This window comes from Acutalibacter sp. LFL-21 (genome assembly GCF_025630755.1).
GTDB lineage: Bacteria > Bacillota > Clostridia > Oscillospirales > Acutalibacteraceae > Acutalibacter > Acutalibacter stercoravium.
This window is the reverse complement of record NZ_JAOTNT010000011.1, coordinates 1-22,068: the sequence shown is the minus strand read 5'-3', so window position 1 is coordinate 22,068 and position 22,068 is coordinate 1. Positions and strand designations below refer to the sequence as shown.

Below are 22,068 nucleotides of genomic sequence, written 5' to 3'. Positions count from 1 at the left end.
ATTTCGCTGCGGGGAAAGTACCCCCTTCCCCGGGCCGCCCAGGGCGGCCTTCTCTACTATACCCCAAGCGGGGGAAAAATGCAAAAGAAATCCCCCGGCGGGGTTGCGCCCCCCGGCCCGGGGAGGTATAATAGTTACCATAATTTCCCTTTGGCAAAGGAGGGGCCGCCCATGCCTCTTTCCCATAGCATTCTCTCCCGCTGGCACGCCCGCCAGCTGCGCCGCCCCGGCGACCTGGACCGGGCCCTCTGGGAGTTTAACCCCCTGTTTGTGTACCACACCGAGCGCCTGGAGGGCCGCGAGGCAGACCTGGAAACCGCCCGGGAATACTTTCAAACGGGAACGGTCTCTCACTTTACGGGGGACCCCCAAATGCTCATCCGCCTCTATGACCAGAAGCGCTGTTACGAGTACCTGCGGGAGCGGGTGCTGGCCCGGGATGAGCTGGACGCCGCCCTGGTGCTGGAGCTGCACCGCACCCTGAACAGCGGCGCCTACAACGACCCCGCCTTCCTGCGCAGCGGGGAGCGGGCCGGAGAGTTTAAAAAGCAGGACCTGCCCGCCTATGGCGGGGGAGCGGGCGCCCCCGCCCGGGAGGTGGGCCGGGAGCTGGACCAGCTGATGGAGGAGGTCAGCGGCTACTGCGGGACCGAGCTGCTCTCCGCCGCGGCCTACCTGCACTGCCGGTTCGAGAACATCCACCCCTTTGCCGCGGGCAACGGGGCCACGGGCCGGGTGCTGCTGAACTTCTTCCTGCTGTGCCGGGACCACCCGCCCCTGGTCATCTTCTCTGAGGACAAGGAGCGCTACCTGCAGTGCCTGACCACCTATGACAACACCCGGGACCCCCGCCCCATGCGGGACTTTCTGGAAGAGGAGCTCTCGAAAACCTGGCTGCCCTGAGCGGGCCGCCCCACTGCGAATTGCGAAAGGATGATGAACCATGCTGTTTCTGTGCTATCCCAAGTGCTCTACCTGTAAAAAAGCCCAAAACTGGCTGCAGGCCCACGGCCTTTCCTACACCCTGCGGGACATCCAAACAGAGAACCCCTCCCAGGAGGAGCTGCGCCGGTGGCACGCCCAAAGCGGCCTGCCCTTAAAGCGCTTTTTCAACACCAGCGGCCAGCAGTACCGGGCCCTGGGCCTGAAGGACAAGCTGCCCGCCATGAGCGAGGAGGAACAGCTGGCCCTGCTGGCCACCGACGGCATGCTGGTGAAACGCCCCCTGCTGGTGGCGGGGGACAAGGTGCTGGTGGGCTTTCAAGAGGCGGCGTGGGCCGCCGCCCTGCTGTGAGGCTGTTCTTCGCCCTCACCTTTTCCCCGGCGGCGCGGGCTGCCCTGCGCCAGGCGCAACAGCGGCTGCGGGCCTTCGCCCCCGGCGCCCGCTACCCCGGGGAGGAAACCCTGCACCTGACCCTGGCCTTTTTGGGGGAGACCCCACAGGGCCGGGCGCCCCAGCTGGGGGAACTGTTGGCCGCCCTGCCCGCGCCCCCCTTGGCCCTGCGGTTCTCCCAGGCGGGGCCCCTCTCCCCAGAGGAGGGCCTGTGGGCGCTGTTCCCAGAGGAGTGCCCCGCCCTGTTCGCCCTTCAGGGGGAGCTGGCCGCCCGGCTGGAGGGGGCGGGCTTTCCCCTGCCCCGGCGGCCCTTCCGGCCCCATGTCACCCTGGCCCGCCGGGTGACCTTTCCCGGCCCGGCGCTCCGGGGGCAGGACCTTCTCCCCCGGCCCCTCTCTGTGCCCTGCGGCCGGGTGAGCCTGCTGCGCTCCCAGCTGCGGCCCCAGGGCCCCCTCTACACAGAGCTGGCCGCCCGGGGATGACCCATCCCCTTTCGGGGCCGTCCGCAGGGCGGCCCTTTTTGCCGCCTTTTTACTGCCCTCTTTCCCCAAAAACCGGGATTTCCTCCAAAGATTCACACCATATTCATTTTTTTACTACAATTTTGTAAAAGAATTCCTCTATCCTAATTGTTAGATAGCTAACAATCGGGCCGGATGGGCCCGGCTGTTTGTTCCAATTTACAGGAGGTCTGTTGCAAAATGAGCAAACTGGAAAAGGTGGAAAAGGCAATTGAAAAGGGCAAAGAGGCCGCTCTCATCAAGCTGGCCCACGACAAGGACGAAGAGGTAAAGCTGGCCGCCATTGCCGGCATGGGCAAGGTTGGCAAGGACGATTCCTTCAACGCCATTGTGCCGGACATGCTGACCGATGAGGACCCCAAGGTGCGGGCCGCCGCCGCCCAGGCCCTGGGCGTGATGAAAAACGAGCACGCCAACGCCCATCTCCGCTATTACCTAGAGCGGGAGAAGGACCCCGCCGTCATCGCCGCCATGCGGGGGGCCATTGCCAGCCTGGACGTGGGCTGACACCCCCCATTTCCCAGAAAAAAAGAGGGCGCCCGGCTTTTCCCAAAGGGGGAAAGGCCGGGCGTTTTTTTTGCTTTTTGCAGGGTCTCACCGGTCCGTGGAAAGCGCCTTCAGGCTGGCGCGGATCTTCCCGCACAGCCGCAGGAACTCTTGCTTCTCCTGGGGGGTGAGGGATTGGTTCAGGCGGTCCTCCACCTGGCGGACGCTACGGCCGATGCGCTCGTGCAGCTGGATAGCCCGGGGGGTCAGCTCCAGCTTTTTCAGGCGGGCGTCCCGCTCCACCGAGCTGCGGGTGATCAGCCCGTTCTTCTCCATCAGCTGCAAAATGCCCGTCACCGTAGAGCGCCGGATGGAGAACTGGGCCTGGATGTCCCGCTGAAAGACCTCTTTGCCTCGGTTCTCATACAGATAGCCTATAATCCACCCCTGCACGCCGGTGGGGTGGTCTTCCTCTCCGGCAAAGGCCGTCTGGTCCACCGTGCGCTTCACCAGATGGGACAGGGTGCGGATTTGAAAGCCCAAATCCTCCTGATATTCCATGACTTTGTCTCCCCCATGAACTGTTAGGATGCGAACATTATACTCCTTTGGGGGCGCCTTGTCAATGGGGGGCTACCGGCAGCCGCCGGGCAGGTCGGTGGCCTTGGGGGGGAAGAACTCATCGGTGGGAAAGTCGATGCGCCGGAACAGCTCGCAGGGGTTGTCGCTGGAGGCCACGCACTCCTTTTCCGGCACGCAGAAATCATAGGCGGGGATGAGCATTTGCACGTTGCGCACAATCTGCACAATGGTGAACAGGCCAATGGTGACATACACCGTGTTTTTGGGGGTGCAGGCGTCAAAGTCTCCGCCATAGCGCTGGCAGATGCCCTCTGGGATGCGGCAATAGGGCTCGCAGCCGCAGGCGGGGTGGTCGCACAGGCGGGCAGAGAGGGCCACGGGCTGGGCCACCTGCACGGTGGCCTTGGGCAGCACCCGGCAGTCCTCGGGCGCCAGCTCGTCGATGGAGCAGCCAGAGGCAAACAGCTTCACGTTGCCCTCGCTGCCATAGAGGATGACCTTTTTGTTGAAGATGGCCACCCCGTTTACAGGCACCGGGCAAGAGCCCGTGCCCCCGAACAGGTCCAGGGCCACATCGAAGAAGAAGGTCATATCCACCGAGTAAAAGCCCTTGTTAAAGGGGATGGGCTGCAAGTCGATGTACACGGTGATGACCTGCACCTCCCGCACCCGCACGTTGGTGGCGCTGTCCACCAGGGGCTGGCGGGCGGCGGGGAACAGCACCCGTATGTCTTCCAAGCAGTCCTTATCCGAGCAGGAGTCATACACCCGCTGGGCGTCGATGCAGACTGCCTCTTTGAAGTACTCCCTGCAGTCGTACTCAGGGACGCATTCGTTTTCGGCCATAGTATCTCCTCCTTTGGGGGTTCTCCTTCCCATAATACGCTCCCCAAAGGATTTGGTGCCCAGTGCCTGGGCTCTCAAGACGCGAACGCCGCTTTAGGGCGGCGGAGCTGGCTGAGAGCGGCTGGCAAGCAGCCCGCGCTTGGGTCCGTGGCCGGACGGGACAAGCCGCCTTCTTGCGTGACCCAAGGGCGGGTCCCTCCGCTCAGGCTTGGGAGAGACAAGGAAAAGTTTTTTTAGAAACTTGCAGGATGCGGGGCGCAGGTTGCCTGCGGCAAACAGCCCGCGCCAGTCTAGCCCGCGATACGCCGCTTCGCGAGCCCCTCCCGTTTTCCCACGGCGTTGGTTACCACACGCCGCTGGTGAACCACCCGGGAAGGAACTCCGCCTGGCGCAGGACGACCATCAGCTTCAGCAGCAGCCCCAAAGTGGCGATGACAATGCCCGCCACCGCCAGGCCCCGGGCACGGTCCCCCTTAAAGCCCAGCACAGAGGCCAAAATGCCCAGGGGGAAAAATAGGACGCTGGCCCCGAAATATCCCACAATGGAGGAGCAGAACCCCAAAAAAGTGGCCACATCCCCCCAGCTGAAGGGCTTTCGCTCCGGCTGAGGCCGGGGAATGTAGGGCGGCACCGGGGGCGACGCCAAGGGGTACGGGGGCGCAGCTTGGGGCGGCATAGGAGGCACATGGCTCAGGTCCGCGCTGCAGCGGGGGCAAAAGGCCTCCCGGTCCTCCACGTTCAAACCACAGACAGGGCATTTCTTCATTGAAAGCACTCCTTTCCGAAAGGCCTATCGTTTTTCAAGCCTTGCGAAGTTGGCGAACAGCTTTTTGGTGCCCACCTTCTCAAAGGCAATCTCCAACAGGGTGTCGTTGGCCATTGGCGTGGCCGACAATATCACCCCACGGCCAAAGGTCTTGTGAGAGACCCCCTCCCCCACCCGGTAGGTCCCCGCCGGGGCGGGCTTCACCGGATGGGGCTTGTACACCGCCTGGGCCTTGGCCGTGGCCGGGCGGGGGCTTGCCCCGCCCGGGCGCGCCCCCATCCCAGGGGCGGGCCTGCTCCACGGGCGGGACTGGCTCTGCTCCAACAGCTCCGGGGGAATCTCCCCCGCGAACCGGGACAGCCGGTTGCGGCTGGTGGTGCCAAAGATCATCCGGCTCTCCGCGTGGAGGATAGAAAGCTCCTCCCGGGCCCGGGTGATGGCCACATAGGCCAGGCGGCGCTCCTCCTCCACCTGCTCGGGGTCGTAGAGCACCCCCGTGCCCGGGAACACCCCCTCCTCCCAGCCGGGGAGGAACACCACCGGGAACTCCAGCCCCTTGGCGGAGTGGACCGTCATCATCACGGCGGAGTCCGCCCCCTGGTCGTAGTTGTCGATGTCCGTAAACAGGGAGACCTCCTCCAAAAAGCCGGAGAGGCTGGCCTCTTCCCCGGCCTCCTCCTCGTACCGGCGCAGCATGGAGGACAGCTCCTGCACGTTTTCCAGCCGCTCTTCGGCCCGCTCCGGGTCGTCCTGCTTCACATATTCCTCATAGGCCAGGCGCTCCACCAGCTGTCCGTACAGCTGGCTGGGCGGCAGCTCCCCGGCCCGGTTCTTCTCCACAAACTCCTCCATCAGGGCGGCGAAGGGGGCCGTCTTGCTGGCCGCCCGGGCAATGGCGGGGAAGTCCTTGGGGTGGGTGAGCACCTGGAACAGGGTCTCCCCCTCCTGCTGGCCGATCTCCGCGGCCAAATCCACGGTGCGCTCCCCAATGCCCCGGCGGGGGACGTTTACAATGCGCCGCAGGCGGATCTCGTCGGCGGGGTTGTTGATGACGCTTAAATAGGCGATCATGTCCCGCACCTCTTTCCGGTCGAAGAACCGGGTGCCGCCGATAATCCGGTGGGGGATGCCCTGCTTGGCGAACATGCGCTCCAGCGCCTGGGACTGGGAGTTCATCCGGTACAGCACGGCAAAGTCTGAGAACTTGCGGCCCTTGGCCACCCCGTCCAGGATGGCCTTGGCGATGGTGTCGGCCTCGTCCTGCTCGTTCAGGGCCAGGTGCAGGCCAATCTTTTTGCCCGGGCCCTGGGCGGTCCACAGGGTTTTGCCCTTGCGCTCCTGGTTGTGGGAGATCACCGCGTTGGCCGCGTCCAGGATGTTCTGGGTAGAGCGGTAGTTCTGCTCCAGCCGCACCACCTGGGCCCCGGGGAAGTCCTCCTCGAAGTGCAGAATGTTCTCGATGGTGGCCCCCCGGAACTTGTAGATGCTCTGGTCGTCGTCGCCCACCACGCACAGGTTGCCGCTCTTCTGGGCCAGCAGGCTGACAAACCGGTACTGGGCGTGGTTGGTGTCCTGATACTCGTCCACCATCAGGTAGCGGAACCGGTTCTGATAGTACTCCAGCACGTCGGGGCACTCCTCGAACAGGCGCACCGTGTTCACCAGCAGGTCGTCAAAGTCCATCGCGTCGGCGTCGGCCAGGCGGCGCTGGTACAGGTCATAGGCCTGGGCGGCCTTTTTCAGGCGGAAGTCGTCCCCGGCGCTTTGGGCGAATTCCTGGGGGGAGAGCAGGCGGTCCTTGGCCCGGGAGATCTCTGCCAGCGCCCCCCGCACCGAGAGGGCCCGCTCGGGGATATCCAGGTCTTTCAGCACGGCCTTCATCAGGCGGCGGCTGTCGTCGGTATCGTAGATGGTGAAGTGAGAGGTGTAGCCCAGCCGGTCCCCGTCCCGGCGGAGCATGCGGGCGCAGCTGGAGTGGAAGGTGGCGGCCCACACCTCTTCCCCCTGGGGGCCCAGCATGCGGGCCAGGCGCTCTTTCAGCTCTCCGGCGGCCTTGTTGGTAAAGGTAATGGCCATCACCCGCCAGCCGGGGCAGGGGGCCACCGCCAGCTTGGCGCGCAGGGGATCGGGCAGCTCCGCACCCTGCAAATAGGCCGTGCAGGCATGGATATCCTCCTGGGAGAGCTGGCTGTTGACAAAGGGGCTGTGGTAGGCCTGGCCATAGCGGACCAGGTTGGCAATGCGGTTGACCAGCACGGTGGTTTTGCCGCTGCCCGCGCCAGCCAGCACCAGCAGGGGGCCCTCGGTAGAGAACACAGCCTGCTGCTGGCGGCTGTTCATGCGGGAGAAGTCCCGCTCCATCACCTGCTGGCGCAGGCGGCACAATTCGTCTTTGGAAGTGTTCATGGATTCGCTGCCTTTCTGATTTTCTGCGGCTATTATACCGTATTCCCCTCTGAAAGGCAAGCGCGGCGGGTACGCACCGCGAAGCGCTTAAAAGTTTTTGATGAAACTTTTTTCAAAAAGTTTCGACCTTAAAAACCGGCGCAGCCGGTGGAAGAAAAGCAGCGCAAGCGGCGCATACGCCGAAGGCGGTAGCCGCTGGAGCGGTCGCGGAGGCACCCTGCCCGCCCCTTCCACAAGCAAAACTCCACTCTCTGTGGCAAAACAATAGGGGGACATACGTCCCCCCTTTTTTTGTGTATGGGAAGGCAGGACCTACGGTCCCGCACCCCCCTTAGGGCCGTGGAGCTCTGCTCCACACCTCGCAAGTTTTTTGAAAAAAACTTGACTAAAAACTTTTCCTTGTCTCTGCCAAACTCAAGCGCGGGCATAAAAGCTAGCGTCTCTCAGCAAACCCCGGCGCCTTTAAGCGCCGTTCGCGTCATGTCCCGCGGGGCCACGCGCCGGTCACGGACTGTTTTTGGTGTTGATGATCTTGGAGAGCTCCTCCATAAAGCTGTTGATATCCTTAAACTGGCGGTACACAGAGGCAAACCGCACATAGGCCACCTCGTCCACGTTCTTCAGCTTCTCCATTGCGTAAGTTCCAATGCGCTGGGAGGAAACCTCCCGGTCGAGAGAGTTTTGCAGCAAACACTCAATCTCGTCCACAATGCGCTCTAAGGTGTCCATCGAGACAGGGCGCTTCTCGCAGGCCCGCAGCAGCCCGTTTAACAGCTTGCTGCGGTCGAAGGTCTCGCGGGACTTGTCCTTCTTAATCACCACAATGGGCACGTTCTCAATCACCTCATAGGTGGTAAAGCGCTTGCCGCACTTCAGGCACTCCCGGCGGCGGCGGATGCGCTCGCCCTCGTCGGTGGGGCGGGAGTCGATGACGCGGCTTTCCACAAAGCCGCAATAGGGGCATTTCACGTGTGAGCACCTCCTGGTGGATTGCGGGCCGGACAACGCCTGCCCAAGGCCCTTTCTACTCGCTTCCACTATTATAGCGCAAAAAACCGCTCAAATGCAAGAAATTTGTCAGGAAAAAGCCGCCCGCACCGCGTTTTTTGTGAATTCCAGCGAGGCCGCCAGCTCCTCCTCCCCCCCAAAGTTGCGGCGGTACACCTCTGTCACCAGGGTTCCGGCAAAGCCCGCCCGGCCCAGCAGGGCCAACAGCCCGGGCAGGTCCTCCTCCCCGGCGCCGGGCAGCAGGCAGGGGCGGCCGGGGGCGGCGTCGCTCAGGTGCACGTGCACCAGCCGGGGGCCCATTGCCCCCACCATGTCCTCCACCCGCGCCCCGGCCATGCGGCACTGCTTCACATCCAGCACAAAGGCGCAGTCCTCCCCCAGATAGCGGGCCATCCCGGCGATGAACTCCGGCCGGGCGCTGCGGTGCTGGCGCACGTTCTCCTGGGCGGGAAAGGCCCCCTCCTCCTTTCCCAGCTGGTACAGCTCTCCAAAGCGGCGCCAATAGCCCTCATCCGAAAGGGCGCCGTGGCCCTGGGGCTGGCCGTGGATGACCACCCACCGGGCCCCCAGCTGGGCGGCGGCGGCCAGGTAACGGCGGTAGAAATCGAAGCCCTCTCGGGTGCGGCGGGGATAGTCCCCGAACAGCAGGGTGGACTCCGCCGCCGAGGTAAAGGGGTGCACCGAGACAAAGCTGGCCCCATAGGCCCGGGCCCGCTCCCCCAGCCCCCGCAAAAAGGGGGGAGAGAGCTCCTCCATCGCGTTGAGAAACACCTCGAACCGGCGGTACCCCAGCCGCAGCAATGTCTCCAGGGCGCGCTCTGTCTCCATTGGGTAGAGGCAGGCGGTGCTCACGCCGGGGGTCATAGCGGGGGTCACGGCTTTTCCCCGGGCTGGGGCTTTGCCTTGGATTTTTTCCCGCCGGGGGCCTCCTCCAGCTCCCGCAGGACGCGCTGGGCGGCGCTGCGCCGGGCGGCGGCCTCCACGGCCAGCAGCAGGGCGGCCTGTTGCAGGTCCTCCTCTTGGCGGCAGGTGTTTTCCAGGGCGCGGCAGGTGTTTTCCAGGGCGGCGTTGTGGGCCTGGCGGAACAGCTGGTAGGCGGCGGCGTCCATTTCCCGGCCGGAGAAAAGGGCTTTCACATCGGGGATGGGGAGCACCTGTTTCAGCAGGCAGAGCACAATCAGCCCGGCCAGGTGTTCTTTGCGGTACTTTTTCTTTTCCGGGTGGGGGATGAGGCCGTTTTTCACATAGTTGTTAATCATGGAGCTGGTGAGCAGGCTGGGCTCGCCCTCTGGCTGGAAGAGGCGCAGGCTCTCGGAGAGGTAGAGGATGACCTGGTCCATATAGAGGGGGATGGCGGGCAGGTCGTCCCAAGCGGGGAGGGGATTTCCCTGCCCGGCCCGTGCCCAGGCGGCAATGGCCGAAGCGGCCTGTTTGTGGTCGGTTGTGTGGTCCATAGAGTAAATCTCCTTTCTGGCGGGTGACCCCGCGGAGCGCTTAAAAGTTTTTAGTCAAGTTTTTTTCAAAAAACTTGCAGGGTGTGGGACAGCGTCCCACGGCCTTAGTCGCCTTCGGCAAACGCAGGAAAATAGGAAAATAGTCCAGCGGACTGTTTTCCGTAAGAAACCCTCGTCGGGGGTTTCTTGGGCGGGCCCACGGCCCGCAGAGGACTTCCGCAAGCTCGCCTGCCCTGCCCGCGAAAGCGTGTGCCGTCCTTTGGCACAAGCGGGCGGAAAGGGCAAGCACGGTGCCTCCGCGCCCGGGCCTCGCCCTATCGCCCTGCGGGCGCGTGCGGGCGTTGCCCTGCATTTTTTCCACCGGCTGCGCCGGTTTCAGGTCGCGCCTTTTTGAAAAAAGGCGCCCCAAAAACTTTTACTCGCTCCGCGCGATAACCGCTTCATCCTGCGTTTCCATTATCTTCACCCGCACCAGCTCCCCTGCCAAGCGCTTCCCACTGGCCAACAACACCGGCGTATAATTCCTCGTATACCCCTCCCACAGGCCCGGGGCTTTCTCCTGCTCGAACAGCACCTCTTCCTCTTTCCCCACCTGCTCTCGCAAAAACGCCTGCTGGCTGGCCCTTGCCACCGCCAGCATCCGGTGGCTGCGGGCCTCCTTCTCCCGGTTGGACACCTGCCCCTCCATGCTGTACGCCCGCGTCCCCGGACGCCGGGAGTAGGCGAACACATGGGCTTTCGCAAAGGCCATCTCCTCCACAAAGGCCAAGGACGCCTCGAACTCCTCCACCGTCTCTCCGGCAAAGCCCACCATCACGTCTGTGGTGATGGCACAGTCCGGAAAAGCGGACCGTAAATCCGCCACAATCTGGCGGTACTCCCCTGTGGTGTAGTGGCGGTTCATCCGCTTTAGGGTCTCGTCGCAGCCGGACTGCAAACTCAGGTGGAACTGGGGGCACAGCTTCTCCTGCTTGGCCATGCGGGCGATGACCGGGGGGGTCAGCTGCTCCGGCTCCAGAGAGCCCAGCCGCACCCGCTGGATGCCCTCGGCCCCGCAGGCGGCGTCCACGGCGTCGCACAGGTGCAGGCCCAGGTCCGTGCCGTAGGCGGGCAGGTTGATGCCCGTGAGCACCACCTCTTTGTACCCGGCGGCCCCCAGCTGGGCCACCTCCCGGCGCAGGTCCTCCAGGGGCTTAGAGCGCACCCGCCCCCGGGCGTAGGGGATGATGCAGTAAGAGCAGAACCGGTTGCAGCCGTCCTGGATTTTGAGAAAGGCCCGGGTGCGGCCGGAAAAGGCCGAGACGGAGAGGGGCTCGAAGGGTTCGCCAGAGGTGTGGGGGGCCACGTCTACCAGGCGCTGCTTTGTGGCGAGGAACTCCCGCAGGCGGGGGACCAGGTCGGCCCGGCGGGCGTTGCCCAGGACGATATCCGCCTCTGGCAGGGCGGCGGCGGCATCGGGGAAAGCCTGGGGCATGCAGCCGGTGAGCACGGCCACGCAGCCGGGGTTGTCCCGTTTGGCGCGGCGCAGGGCCTGGCGGACCTTGTGGTCGCTTTGGGCGGTGACGGTGCAGGAGTTGACCACCACCACCCCGGCGGGCTCTGCGGGGGAAGCCTCGGTAAAACCGGCCTGGAGGAGGGCCTCCAGCATGGCCTGGGACTCGTATTGATTGACCTTGCAGCCCAGGGTGATGAGTTTAACTTTCATGGGAACACCTCGTTTTAGAAGAAAAGTGAAGGAGAACACCGCGGAGCGCGTAAAAGTTTTTCGGGCGCCTTTTTTCAAAAAGGCGCGACCTGAAACCGGCGCAGCCGGTGGAAAAAATGCAGGGCAACGCCCGCACGGCGCTGGTGCCCGGTGGGCACCGTTCAGCGCTGACCGAGCCGGCAGGCGAGACCGCGCAGCGCATAGGGAGAGGCCCGGGCTCTGTGCCACCCCAAGAGGGGGACGTATGTCCCCCCTTTTTTGGAGTAGGGGAAGGCAGGGGCTGCGCCCCTTGCAACCCCCTTAGGGCCGTGGGACGCTGTCCCACACCCTGCCACCTTTGAAAAGGTGGACGAAACTTTTACTTGTCTCCACCCAACCTGGGCGCGGGCTTTTAGGCCAGCGTCTCTCAGCAGACCCCGGCGCCTTAAAGCGCCGTGCGCGACTCGTCCAGTCCGGCCACGGACTCCAGCTCTGCGCTCAGCTCCGTCCACTCCTCCAACAGCCGCTCCCCCTCTTGGTGCAGTTGGGCGATCTCTTCACTCAACTGCGTCACCCGCTCATAGTCCGCGGCCACTGCCGGGTCTTGCAGCGCTGCCTCCCGCTGGGCCGCCTGGGCTTCGTTCTCCTCGATGGCCTCCTCCAGCCGCTGCAGGGCTGTGCGCTTTTTCCGCAGCTGGCTCTCCCGGGCCTTGCGCTCCTTGTAGGCCGCGCCCCCCTTACCCAGGGCCTGGGGCTTCTCCTGCTCCTGGGGGGCGGACTGGGCCTCTTCCTGCTCCCGCTGCTCCACATAGGCGTCGTAGTTGCCCCGGTACAGCCGCGCCCCCTGGGGCCCCAGCACATACAGCTTGTCCGCCAGCTTGTTGATGAGGTACCGGTCGTGGCTGACGATGAACAGGGTGCCGTCATAGCCCAGCAGGGCCTCCTCCAGGGCCTCCCGGGAGGAGATGTCCAGGTGGTTGGTGGGCTCGTCCAAAAGCAGGAAGTTGGCCTTACTGAGCATCAGCTTTAACAGCAGCACCCGGGCCCGCTCCCCGCCGGAGAGGGCCCCCACGGCCTTGAACACCTCCTCCCCGGTGAAGAGGAACACCGCCAGGGCATTGCGCACCTGGGTTTGGGTCATCTGGGGGTGCTCGTCCCAGATCTCGTCCATCACGGTCTTTTCATCGTGCAGGCTCTGCTGGGACTGCTCGTAATACCCCAGGTCCAGGGCGGCGCCCAGCCGCACAAAGCCCGTATCCGGGGCGTACTGCCCCAGCAGGATTTTAAACAGGCTGGTTTTGCCGCAGCCGTTGGGGCCAATGAGGAACACCTTCTCCCCCCGGCGGATCTCCAAATCCACTCCACAGAACAGCTTGGGCCCCCCAAAGGAGAGGGAGAGCCCCTGGGCGGTGAGCACCTCGTCCCCGCTCCTTCTGCTTGCGTGGAACTGAAAGCGGATGGCGTCCGGCTCTTCGGGGGGCTTATCCAGGGTGGCGGCCAGGCGGTCGATCTGCTTCTGCTTGCTCGCAATGGTGACGTAGTTGCGCTCTTGGTTCCAGCGCCGCTGCTGCTCAATGATGCCCTCAATGCGCTGAATCTCCCGCTGGGTGCTCTCATACACCCGCTGCTGGGCCAGGCGGTGCTGGGCCCGCAGCTCCAGGTAACGGCTGTAGTTGCCCTTGTAGGAGGTGAGGCGGCAGGCCTCCAGCTCCAGGGTGAGCTCGGTGACCTTGTCCAGGAAGTACCGGTCGTGAGAGATGACGATGTACGCCCCGGGATAGGCGGCCAGAAAGCCCTCCAGCCACTCCACGGCCTGGATATCCAGGTGGTTGGTGGGCTCGTCCAGCAGCAGGAGGTTTGCCCCGCTAAGGAGCATTTTCGCCAGCTGGAGCTTGGCCTTTTGCCCGCCGGAGAGCACGCCCACGGGCTGGTCCATCTGTTCCGGGGCAAAGCCCAGGCCCGCCAGGGTGCTTTTCACACGGCTGCGGAAGGTGAGGCCCCCGGCCTCTTGAAAGCGCTCTTGGCGGTCGCTCTGGCGCTGGATGAGGGCCTGCAGCTCCTCCCCGGCGGGGGAAGATTCCAGCAGGGCAGAGAGGTCCTCCAGCTCCCGCTCCATGCGCAGGAGGGGGGCAAAGACGGAGAGGACCTCTTCAAAGGCGGAGATCTGCTGGTTGCGGCAGACATGCTGTTCCATATAGCCCAGCACCGTATCCTTGCCGAAGGTGACAGAGCCGGTATCGGGGGCATACTCGCCGGTAAGGGTTTTAAAGAGGGAGGTTTTGCCAGAGCCGTTAACGCCCACCAGGCCCACGCGCTGGGCTTTTTGGAGCTGGAAGGAGACATTTTGCAGCACCGGGACCTCTCCGAAGGAGAGGGAGAGGGAGTGGACTGTAAGGATCGCCATGAAGAGACACCTGCCAAGAAATTGCTCATAGTCTTTTCTATGATAGCATAAATTAAAGAGAGTTGCAAGCGGGTGACCCCGCGGGACAATTCGCGCTATGGGGCGGCGGCTACGGCCGCGCCTGTGCTGACAGCCAGCGCACGTCCGCGCCGTAGGCGAGTAAAAGTTTTTAGTCAAGTTTTTTTCAAAAAACTTGTGGGGTTTGGGGTGAAACCCCAAGACCTTACAGGGGTGCGGGGGCGAAGCCACCGCCTTCCCATACTCCAAAAAAGGGGGGACGTATGTCCCCCTCTTGGGGTGCCACAGAGCCCGGGGGGAGGCACCGTGCTTGCCCTTTCCGCCCGCTTGCGCCAAAGGGCGGCGCACGCTTTCGCGGGCAGGGCAGGCGGGCTTGTGGAAGTCCTCTGCGGGCCGTGGGCCCGCCCAAGGGGTCTCGCCTGCCGGCTCGGTCGGCGCTGAACGGTGCCCACCGGGCACCAGCGCCCCCCGACGAGGGTTCCCTGCGAAAAGCCTTCCGCAGGAAGCCTTTTCTACCCTCCTGCGTTTGCCGAAGGCGACTAAGGCCGTGGGACGCTGTCCCACACCCTGCAAGCCTTTTGAAAAAGGCTTGAGCGAAAACTTTACTTGTCTCTACCAAACCCAAGCGCGGGCCGCTTGCCAGCCGCCCTCAGCCAGCTCCGGCGCCTTTAAGCGCCGTGCGCGACATGTCCAGTCCGGTCACGGACGAAAGGAGTTTTTTTATGTGTGGTTTCGCCGGTTTCGCCGACTTCTCCCAGCCCTTCCCCGGCCAGCAACAGCACTGGCTGGACCTGGCCCGCTCGATGGCCCGCCGCATTGCCCACCGCGGCCCCGATGGCCACGGCGCTTCCTTCTCCCCCCACTGCGTCCTGGCCCACGCCCGCCTGGCTGTTATGGACCCCCAACACGGCCAGCAGCCCCTCTCCCTCCCCTGGCAGGGACACCAGGTCTCCATCGCCTACAACGGCGAGGTCTATAACGCCCCCCAGCTCCGCGGGGAGCTGGAAGCCCTGGGCTTCTCCTTTGCCTCCCGCTGCGATACCGAGGTGGTGCTGGCCTCTTACCTGGCCTGGGGCCCCGATTGCGCCCGGCGCTTGCAGGGCATCTTCGCCTTCGCCATCTACGACCCCGCCGCCCCCCGGCTCCTCCTCTGCCGGGACCCCTTCGGCGTGAAACCCCTCTTCCTCACCCGCTGGCAGGGCAGGCTGGCCTTTGCCTCGGAGATCAAGGCACTGCTCCAGCTGCCCGGCGTGCGCCCCGTGGTGGATAAGGACGGCCTGCGGGAGGTCTTTGCCCTGGGGCCCGCCCGCACCCCCGGCCGCGGGGTGTTCCAGGGCGTGTGGGAGCTGAAACCCGGGCACCTGGCCCTGCTGGACCCCCTGGGCTACCGGGAGCTTGCCTACTTCCAGCTGGAGGCCCGCCCCCATGAGGAGGACTATCCCCACACGGTCTCTCACCTGCGGGAGCTGCTGCTGGAAACCGTGGAGCGCCAGCTTCAGTCCGACGTGCCCCTGTGCGCCTTCCTCTCCGGCGGGCTGGATTCCAGCGTGGTGACGGCCATCGCCGCCCAGCGGCTGCAAGAGCGGGGGCAGCGGCTTGCCACCTACTCCTTCGAGTTTGAGGGCAACCAGGAGTTCTTCACCCCCTCTGCCTTTCAGCCCGGCCGGGACCAGGACTGGGCCCTGCGGGTGAGCGGGCTGCTCTCTACAGACCACCGCACCCTGCTGTGCGGCAACCAGGCCCTGGCGGACTCTCTGGAAGAGGCGGTGCTGGCCCGGGACCTGCCCGGCATGGCGGACGTGGACGGATCTCTGCTGTACTTCTGCCGCCAGGTGAAGCAGCGCCACACCGTGGCCCTGTGCGGCGAGTGCGCCGACGAGATCTTCGGGGGCTACCCCTGGTTCCACCGGCGGGAGCTGTGGCAGGGCAGCCGCTTCCCCTGGAGCGGGGACATGGGGCTGCGCAGCTCGCTGCTCAAGCCAGAGCTGGCCCGCGAGCTGGACCTGGAGGGCTACGCCGCCCGCCGCCTGGAGGAGAGCCTGAAAGAGGCCCCCACCCTGCCGGGAGAGGGGGAGGAGGAGCGCCGCATGCGCCAGCTGGCCTATTTGAACATGCGGTGGTTCATGGCCACCCTGCTGGAGCGGAAGGACCGGTGCAGCATGTACAGCGGGCTGGAGGTGCGGGTGCCCTACGCAGACCACCGGCTGGCCCAGTATGTGTACAACGTGCCCTGGGAGATGAAGAGCCCCGGGGGCGAGCCCAAGGGCCTGCTGCGGGCAGCGGCGGCGGGCCTGCTGCCGGAGGAGGTGCTGCACCGCAGGAAGAGCCCCTATCCCAAGACCCACAACCCGGGGTACGAGGCGCTGATCAAGGAGCGGCTGGCCCAGGTGCTGCGGGACAGCGCCCAGCCCATCCACCGGGTGCTGTCGGAAGAGGCGGCCCAGGGGCTTTTGCGCCAGAGCTTTGACTATGGCAGGCCCTGGTTTGGGCAGCTGATGGCAGGGCCGCAGCTGTTGGCGTATCTGTTGCAGGTGAATGCCTGGCTGCTGCGGTATCACATTTACCTAGAAATATAAATCGCGAAGCGCGTAAAAGTTTTGATCAAACTTTTTCAAAAGTTTGCGAGGTGTGGAGCAGAGCTCCACGGCCTTAACCGGCGCAGCCGGTGGAAACGTGCAGCGAGCGGGGCGCACGCGCCGCAGGCGATAGCCCCGGGAGCGGGCTCTGTGCCACCCAGCTTTGAAACACCGCCGCCGCTTCCGCCAAAGGGCGGCGGGCGCTTGGGGCGGGTTTCAGGCTGGCTTGCGGAAGTCCTCTGCGGGCCGTGGGCCCGCCCAAGAAACCCCCGACGAGGGTTTCTTACGGGAAACAGTCCACCGGACTGTTTCCCTATTTTCCTGCGTTTGCCGAAGGCGACTAAGGCCGTGGGACGCTGTCCCACACCCTGCAAGTTTTTTGAAAAAAACTTGACTAAAAACTTTTACTTGTCTCGCCTAAACTCAAGCGCGGGCTTTCCAGTTAGCGGCCCTCAGAAAACCCCGCCGCCCTAAAGCGGCGTGCGCGACTTGAGTGCCCAGGCACTGGGCGGTCACCCGCAGTGAATCTCTACAGCAATCTCATACCCGCAGCGGGCCATCCCCTCCTGCCATCCGGCGGAATGGGACGCCCACCACCGGGGATACCGCTGGGATAGCGTGTTCCCAAACCCGAAAATGTCGCAGCCCTCCCCCAGCGCTTCCGCAAGGGCCGCCTCCATCTCCCCTGCCAGCGCCTCTTCCGCCGCCCGCTTCGCCTCCTCCGAGACGCCAGCCCCCTGGGCCCGCGCCTCCAGCGTTAGGGAGAACGCCGCCCCCCCTTCCCCCTCCCGGGTGAGCTCTACCTCCCGCCGGGTGCTTCCCCCCGCCAGGGTCAGGTCCACCGGCTGGCCCCCTGCCTTTACCGTCAGCGGGCCCCTGTGCAGGTCCCCCACCAGCGCCAAATACCCCCGGGCCTCCTCTGGGGACAGCTCCCCCGCCAGCCGGTCCCCCCGGAAATAGGCCGCGCCCGTCACCGCCGTCCGGCCCCCCTGGACCTCTACCACCGGCAGCACCGCCGAGGACCCCGGCCGCAGGGCCCCGTTTACCAGCCCCAGCAGGTCTGTGCACACCGCCCAGCCCTCTGCCTGCCCGGCGGCGCTGAGCTGTTCCAGCTCCTCCAGGGCGCCCTCCCCCTCCAGCGAGAGTACCTCTGCCGCCGTGCCCCCCGCCAGGTAGGCCTGGGCCGTGGGCCGCACCCGGCCCTCTTCCAGCAGGAACTCCAGCGCCGGGCCCAGGCCCCCCTCCCCGCAGGAGCGCCCAAACACCACCAGCGTGTTGTGGGAGTAGAACGCCTCCCGCCCGGTGAGCAGGGGCACCTGCGAGAGGGCCTGGGCCAGGGTCTCCCCCTGGCAGGTGAGCAGCTCTTCCCCAGTCTCTGCCGCGGTGGCCGCCCGCAGGGTGACGGTGCAGGCCCCTTTGTCCCAGTCCACCCCCATGCCCCGGATGAGGAAGCGCTGGTGCAGCTCCTTGCCGCCGCAGCCCCCCAGCCCCAGGGCCAGCCACAGGGCCAGGCCCACAAGCAGCGCCCGGCGCATCAGCCCCGCCCCCTTTCGCCCCGAAGCCGGGCCGCCACCAGCAGGGCAAGGGGCGCCCCCACCCCGGCCAGGGCCGTCAGGGCCAGCCACAGGCGGGGGTTCAGCAGCAGGGCCTGCAGGGGCTGCCAAACCGCCGCGCCCATCCCCAGGGCCAGCATGGCCGCCCCCGCCCCCAGCACCCCCCAGGGGCCCCGGGATGCCCCCAGGCTGGAAAGGCACACCCGGCAGGCGAACAGGTCGCAGGCGGCCTTGACAATCTGCCCCGTCATCCACAGGGCCACAAACACCGGGTCCAGCCGCTGCAGGGACCGCACCCCCGTCAGGGAGGCCAGGGCGTACACCGGGAACTGCTGGGTGTAGGCATAGGGCCCCAGGCACCCGGCCAGCAGCGCCAGCAGGCACCCCACCAGCAGGCTGCTGCCCCCCGCCCAGGCGGCAAAGCCCAGCCCCTTGCGGCCCTTGACAAAGGGCAGCAGCACGGCCATGTCTGCAAACAGAGAGGTGCGCCCCAGAAAGAGGGCCGCCCCCTTCAGCAGCGCCAGGGGCCGCGCCGGGAAGAGGGGGGTCAGGTTCTCCGGCTGAAAGCGCAGGGCCGCCGCCCCAAACACCAGGGCCGTGCCCAGCGCCAGCAGCACCAGCACGCACCCGGCGCACCGGGCCACGGCCTCCAGCCCGCGGCAGGCCCCAAAGGCCGCCGCCCCCGCCATTGCCGCCACAATCAGCCAGGCGGGAAAGTCCGGGTGAAAGGCCTGCTGCAAAAACAGCTGGAACAGCGCCAGGGACACCCCGCCCATCACCACCAGGTACAGCAGGTACAGCAGGGCCACCCCGGCCCCGGCCCGGCCCAGCAGCCGCCGGGCCGCCTCCCCCACCGGCAGGCGGGGATACCGCCGGTGCAGCCCCCACACGGGCAGGGCCAGCCCAAAGCCCAGGGCCATTGCCAGCAGGTAAGAGAGCAGGGCCTGGGGCAGGCCCTCCCCCGCGGCCCAACGGGCGCTTAGCGAGATGGTCAGGGTGCTGCGCGCGACCAGCATCATCCCAAAGAACTGGGCCGCGCTGACGGTCTGTTTGGCTTCCACAGGCATCCTCCTTTCAAACGTCCCGGCTGCCGGGCATGTCCTGCACAGGGGCCTCCCCCCGGGAGAGGCGCCCCCACCCCGCCCGCAGGAACACGTCCCGCCAGGCCAGCCGCCCGCTGTAGGGGGACACCGGCGAAAGCAGGGGCACCCCCAGGCTTTGGCTGCCGCACAGGTCCAGCAGCAGGGCCACCAGCCCGGCCATTGCGCCCCACACCCCCAGCAGGCCCCCCAGGGCCAAAAAGCCCACCCGCAGCAGGGAGAGGGGCTCGTACAGGCGGGGCACCGCGTAGCCCGCCACCGCGGTAAGGGCCACCACCAGCAGGGAGGGCGCGCTGACCAGCCCCGCCGCCACGGCGGTGTCGCCCATGACAAGGCCCCCCACAATGCTCACCGTGGCCGAGAGGGACCGGGGCGCCCGCAGGCCCGCCTCCCGCAGGACCTCGTAAAAAAAGGTGAGCAGCAGGGTCTCTGGCAGCACGGGCAGGGGCGTTTGGGCCTGGGCCTGGGCAATCTTCAGCAGCAGGCTTTCGGGCAGCATCTCTGGGTGGTGCAGCACCACGGCCACATACAGCCCGGGCAGAAAGGCGCTGAGAAAGAAGGCCAGATACTTCAGCCAGCGGATGAACGTGCCGTAGAAGGGCCGCGCCAGGTAGTCATCCAGGGTTTGAAAGTTCTCCACAAACAGAAAGGGCACCAGCAGCACGCTGGGGGTGCCCTCCACCAAAACGGCCACCCGGCCCTCCTCCAGCTTGCCGCACACCACGTCGGGGCGCTCGCTCTGGCCCACCCCAGAGAACACCCGCCCCCGCTCTAAAAAGGCGGTGAGGTACCCCGCCCCCAGCACGGTTTTCAGGGGGCAGCTTTGCAGGCGCTGGCGCACCTGCTTTACAATGGCCGGAGAGGCCACCCCCTCCAGATAGGCCAGGGCCACCGGGGTGTGGCTGCGGGCGCCCACCTGCAGGGCCTCGAACTTGAGGGCGGGGTTCTTCATGCGGCGGCGCACCATGGCCATGTTCAGCTGGTTGGACTCGGTAAAGCCATCTTTGGCGCCCCGCTGCATCACCTCGTTCTGGGGCTCTTGGGGGCCGCGGTAGGCAAAGCCCTGCACCCCGCACACCAGCCCCCCGGCGCAGCCGTCCAGGCACAGCAGCACAAAGCCGCTCATCAGCAGGGTGAGCAGCGCCTCCAGCCGGGTTTCCCGCTTTACGTCCACGGTGCTCAGCACCCGGCCCTCCACGTAGTCCAGCATCTCCTGGGGGCCTTTGGGATAGGCCCGCTCCCGCAGCAGGGGGCCCAGCACCGAAAAGGTGATGGCCTCTTTGTTCACCAGGCCGTCCACGGCAAACAGGGCGGCCCTGCGCCCGCCCAGCTCTACCCGGCGCACCATCAAATCCATGGTGCCGGCAAACCGCCCCCGGAAGTACTCCTCGTTGACCTCTAGGTTTTTAGAGAGCCGCCGCTCTGCCGCCTGTTCCATGCAAGCCGCCTCCTTTTCGCTTTCGCCGCTCCCCTTAGCCTTCCCTGTTTTTGGCCGTTCATGCGCACATAATTGGGGCGGCGGCGGAAAACCTAACCCTAAAAAAAGGGAGGGGCGCGGGCCATGTTGGTATCTCTGCTGCGGACAGTTTTGATGTACGGGGTCATCCTGTTGGCGGTGCGGCTGCTGGGCAAGCGGCAGATCAGCCAGCTGCAGGCCTCTGAGCTGGTGGCCACCCTGCTGCTCTCTGAGCTGGCGGTGCTGCCCATTCAAGAGGAGGGCCTGCCCCTGTGGCGGGGGCTGCTGCCCATGTGCGCCCTGGTGCTGTGCGAGCTGGGGGCCTCTTGGGGCATGCTGAAGAGCGGGCGCTTTCGCAAGCTGGTGTGCGGCAGCCCCATGGTCGTCATCCAGCGGGGCAAGGTGCTGCAGGGCCAGATGCGCCGCCTGCGCATGACCACCGAGGACCTGTTTGAGCAGCTGCGCCAGAACAACGTGTTCTACCTGGAGGACGTGGCCTGGGCCATCATCGAGACCAACGGCCTCATGAGCGTCATCCGCAAGCCCGAAGAAGATCCGGTAACACCCAAGCAGCTGGGGCTGAAGGTGCCCTTTCCCGGGCTGGAGGTGGCCGTCATCAGCGACGGGGAGCTCTCCCGCCGGTCCTTGGCCCTGTGCGGCAAAGAGGAGGCCTGGGTCCGCCGAAGGCTGGAGGAGCGGGGCCTTTCGGAGCGCCAGGTGTTCCTGATGACCGTGCGCACCGACGGCAAGTACCGCATCCTCCCCAAGGAGCCCCGGGCATGAAACAGGCCCGCGGGGAAGGTTCCCCGCGGGCCTCTGCCTGCGTGTGGGGGGCGGGCCTCAGCTGGCCTGCTCCACAGTTTTGCGGATGTATTCGGCCACCTCTTCCTGGCTCATGCCCAGGGCGATGGCCAGCTCCCCGTGGAGGAGGTTCTCCGCCTTTTTGCGGTAGCGCTGGTCCACCTGGCCCATCTTGCGGCCCTTTTTCTCGGTCTCCTCGCCCTTGCGGCGGATGCCTTTAATCAGGCTGATGAGGCGGCGGCACTCGTGGCTTTGCAAGGACGCCTCATAGTGGACCCGCAGGGTGGTGGGGTTGCGCTCGGTGCAGATCTCCGCCCGGATGGAGGGGATCTCATGGATCAGCTCCTGGGCCTGTTCCCGGGTCATGGCCGGGCGCATAAACACGCCGCTGTCCACCGGGGTGTAGATTCTCTCCGATTCAAACAGGGGCTGCAGGGTGTAATACTTCCGGTTGGGGTCCGCGGCCCTGCCCTCCAGGGCCCCCACCTGGACCACGCGGCACACGCCGCTGCTGCCATAGACCACAAACTCTCCTGGCTGAAACATTTCCGGTACCTCCTTGTCCCGTGGGGGGCCGCCTGCCGGGCCGCTATGGCCGAAGCCCGGCTGCGGGCGCCGCCCCTGGCGCCATCCTCAAATTTCTCTTCTTATAGGATAGTATACCACTTTTTTCGGGAAAAGTGTAGCGCCCCGGCGGGGATTTTTCCAGAAATCCCGGTTGGAGGGGGAAAAGGAAACGTAAAAGTTTCGCTCAAGCCTTTTCAAAGGCTTGCGAGGTGTGGAGCAGAGCTCCACGGCCTTAACCGGCGCAGCCGGTGGAAGAAAAGCAGCGGACGGGGCGCATGCTGCGAAGCAGATAGCCCCGGGAGCGGTCGCGGAGGCACCCTGCTTGCTCTTTCCACAAGCAAAAACCCCGGCCGCGGTGGCAAAACAATAGGGGGACATACGTCCCCCCCAGCCTGTCGAAAAAGGTCACCTTTTGGTGGCCTTTTTTCTCGTATTGAGAGAGAAAATGCGGTATAATGGTGTAGGGTGATAAAAATGCTGGTAAAGAACGCAGAAAATCGAGAGCAG

Annotated in this window: 19 protein-coding genes; 6 read left to right on the top strand and 13 right to left on the bottom strand. The window is 65.4% G+C overall.

Annotated elements, in window-relative coordinates:
• Nucleotides 1-171: 171 nt before the first annotated feature.
• The 4 genes from ODJ80_RS11965 to ODJ80_RS11950 all read left to right on the top strand — a co-directional run bounded on the left by ODJ80_RS11965 (nucleotide 172) and on the right by ODJ80_RS11950 (nucleotide 2,361).
• The gene (locus tag ODJ80_RS11965; protein ID WP_263042282.1) at nucleotides 172-903 is read left to right on the top strand and encodes a Fic family protein; all 732 of its coding nucleotides are present in this window, start codon (nucleotides 172-174) and stop codon (nucleotides 901-903) included.
• A 40-nt stretch (nucleotides 904-943) separates the two neighbouring features.
• Nucleotides 944-1,294, top strand: coding sequence for an arsenate reductase family protein (locus ODJ80_RS11960; RefSeq protein WP_263042281.1), 351 nt, complete (start codon nucleotides 944-946; stop codon nucleotides 1,292-1,294).
• Nucleotides 1,273-1,815, top strand: a complete 543-nt coding sequence (gene thpR / locus ODJ80_RS11955; RefSeq protein ID WP_263042280.1) for an RNA 2',3'-cyclic phosphodiesterase — start codon at nucleotides 1,273-1,275, stop codon at nucleotides 1,813-1,815. Before ODJ80_RS11960 ends, thpR begins: the two co-directional genes overlap by 22 nt.
• 219 nt (nucleotides 1,816-2,034) lie before the next feature.
• The gene (locus tag ODJ80_RS11950) at nucleotides 2,035-2,361 is read left to right on the top strand and encodes a HEAT repeat domain-containing protein (RefSeq protein ID WP_263042279.1); all 327 of its coding nucleotides are present in this window, start codon (nucleotides 2,035-2,037) and stop codon (nucleotides 2,359-2,361) included.
• A gap of 87 nt (nucleotides 2,362-2,448) precedes the next feature.
• Here ODJ80_RS11950 and ODJ80_RS11945 read toward each other — a convergent pair whose 3' ends face one another.
• The 9 genes from ODJ80_RS11945 to ODJ80_RS11905 all read right to left on the bottom strand — a co-directional run bounded on the left by ODJ80_RS11945 (nucleotide 2,449) and on the right by ODJ80_RS11905 (nucleotide 13,490).
• Nucleotides 2,449-2,901 (bottom strand): MarR family winged helix-turn-helix transcriptional regulator, encoded by a 453-nt coding sequence (locus ODJ80_RS11945; RefSeq protein WP_178864733.1) that lies wholly within the window; start codon nucleotides 2,899-2,901, stop codon nucleotides 2,449-2,451.
• 72 nt (nucleotides 2,902-2,973) lie between these two features.
• Complete coding sequence (locus ODJ80_RS11940; protein ID WP_263042278.1) at nucleotides 2,974-3,768, bottom strand: hypothetical protein; 795 nt, start codon at nucleotides 3,766-3,768, stop codon at nucleotides 2,974-2,976.
• 343 nt (nucleotides 3,769-4,111) lie between these two features.
• Entirely contained in the window at nucleotides 4,112-4,534 is a 423-nt protein-coding gene (locus ODJ80_RS11935; protein WP_263042277.1) for a hypothetical protein, read from the bottom strand.
• A gap of 24 nt (nucleotides 4,535-4,558) precedes the next feature.
• Nucleotides 4,559-6,940 (bottom strand): ATP-dependent helicase, encoded by a 2,382-nt coding sequence (locus ODJ80_RS11930; RefSeq protein WP_263042276.1) that lies wholly within the window; start codon nucleotides 6,938-6,940, stop codon nucleotides 4,559-4,561.
• Nucleotides 6,941-7,444: 504 nt separating this feature from the next.
• Complete coding sequence (gene nrdR / locus ODJ80_RS11925; RefSeq protein WP_178864730.1) at nucleotides 7,445-7,909, bottom strand: transcriptional regulator NrdR; 465 nt, start codon at nucleotides 7,907-7,909, stop codon at nucleotides 7,445-7,447.
• Nucleotides 7,910-8,017: 108 nt separating this feature from the next.
• On the bottom strand, nucleotides 8,018-8,812 hold the full coding sequence (locus tag ODJ80_RS11920; protein ID WP_263042275.1) for a sugar phosphate isomerase/epimerase family protein: 795 nt from the start codon (nucleotides 8,810-8,812) through the stop codon (nucleotides 8,018-8,020).
• Nucleotides 8,813-8,820: 8 nt separating this feature from the next.
• Entirely contained in the window at nucleotides 8,821-9,402 is a 582-nt protein-coding gene (locus ODJ80_RS11915) for a DUF1836 domain-containing protein (protein WP_263042274.1), read from the bottom strand.
• A 415-nt stretch (nucleotides 9,403-9,817) separates the two neighbouring features.
• Nucleotides 9,818-11,107 carry a tRNA (N(6)-L-threonylcarbamoyladenosine(37)-C(2))-methylthiotransferase MtaB gene (gene mtaB, locus ODJ80_RS11910; protein WP_263042273.1) on the bottom strand — a complete coding sequence of 430 codons (1,290 nt, stop codon included), beginning with the start codon at nucleotides 11,105-11,107 and terminating at the stop codon, nucleotides 9,818-9,820.
• A gap of 424 nt (nucleotides 11,108-11,531) precedes the next feature.
• A complete protein-coding gene (locus tag ODJ80_RS11905; protein ID WP_263042272.1) occupies nucleotides 11,532-13,490 on the bottom strand; it encodes an ABC transporter ATP-binding protein in 1,959 nt (652 codons plus the stop codon).
• Between the two features lie 740 nt (nucleotides 13,491-14,230).
• On the opposite strand from ODJ80_RS11905, the gene asnB reads away from it, so the two are divergent.
• Nucleotides 14,231-16,084, top strand: a complete 1,854-nt coding sequence (gene asnB / locus ODJ80_RS11900) for an asparagine synthase (glutamine-hydrolyzing) (protein WP_263042271.1) — start codon at nucleotides 14,231-14,233, stop codon at nucleotides 16,082-16,084.
• A 512-nt stretch (nucleotides 16,085-16,596) separates the two neighbouring features.
• Here the strand turns inward: asnB and ODJ80_RS11895 are convergent.
• The 3 genes from ODJ80_RS11895 to ODJ80_RS11885 are packed head-to-tail and all read right to left on the bottom strand — an operon-like array spanning nucleotide 16,597 to nucleotide 20,175.
• Nucleotides 16,597-17,619, bottom strand: a complete 1,023-nt coding sequence (locus ODJ80_RS11895; protein ID WP_263042270.1) for a Ger(x)C family spore germination C-terminal domain-containing protein — start codon at nucleotides 17,617-17,619, stop codon at nucleotides 16,597-16,599.
• Nucleotides 17,619-18,698: a GerAB/ArcD/ProY family transporter gene (locus ODJ80_RS11890; RefSeq protein ID WP_263042269.1), complete on the bottom strand. Its 1,080-nt coding sequence runs from the start codon at nucleotides 18,696-18,698 to the stop codon at nucleotides 17,619-17,621. Before ODJ80_RS11890 ends, ODJ80_RS11895 begins: the two co-directional genes overlap by 1 nt.
• Nucleotides 18,699-18,711: 13 nt before the next feature.
• Entirely contained in the window at nucleotides 18,712-20,175 is a 1,464-nt protein-coding gene (locus ODJ80_RS11885) for a spore germination protein (RefSeq protein ID WP_263042268.1), read from the bottom strand.
• Nucleotides 20,176-20,298: 123 nt separating this feature from the next.
• Between ODJ80_RS11885 and ODJ80_RS11880 the strand changes: the two genes are divergently transcribed.
• A complete protein-coding gene (locus ODJ80_RS11880; RefSeq protein WP_263042267.1) occupies nucleotides 20,299-20,976 on the top strand; it encodes a DUF421 domain-containing protein in 678 nt (225 codons plus the stop codon).
• Nucleotides 20,977-21,033: 57 nt separating this feature from the next.
• Here ODJ80_RS11880 and ODJ80_RS11875 read toward each other — a convergent pair whose 3' ends face one another.
• The gene (locus ODJ80_RS11875) at nucleotides 21,034-21,540 is read right to left on the bottom strand and encodes a CarD family transcriptional regulator (RefSeq protein ID WP_178863369.1); all 507 of its coding nucleotides are present in this window, start codon (nucleotides 21,538-21,540) and stop codon (nucleotides 21,034-21,036) included.
• Nucleotides 21,541-22,068 lie beyond the last annotated feature (528 nt).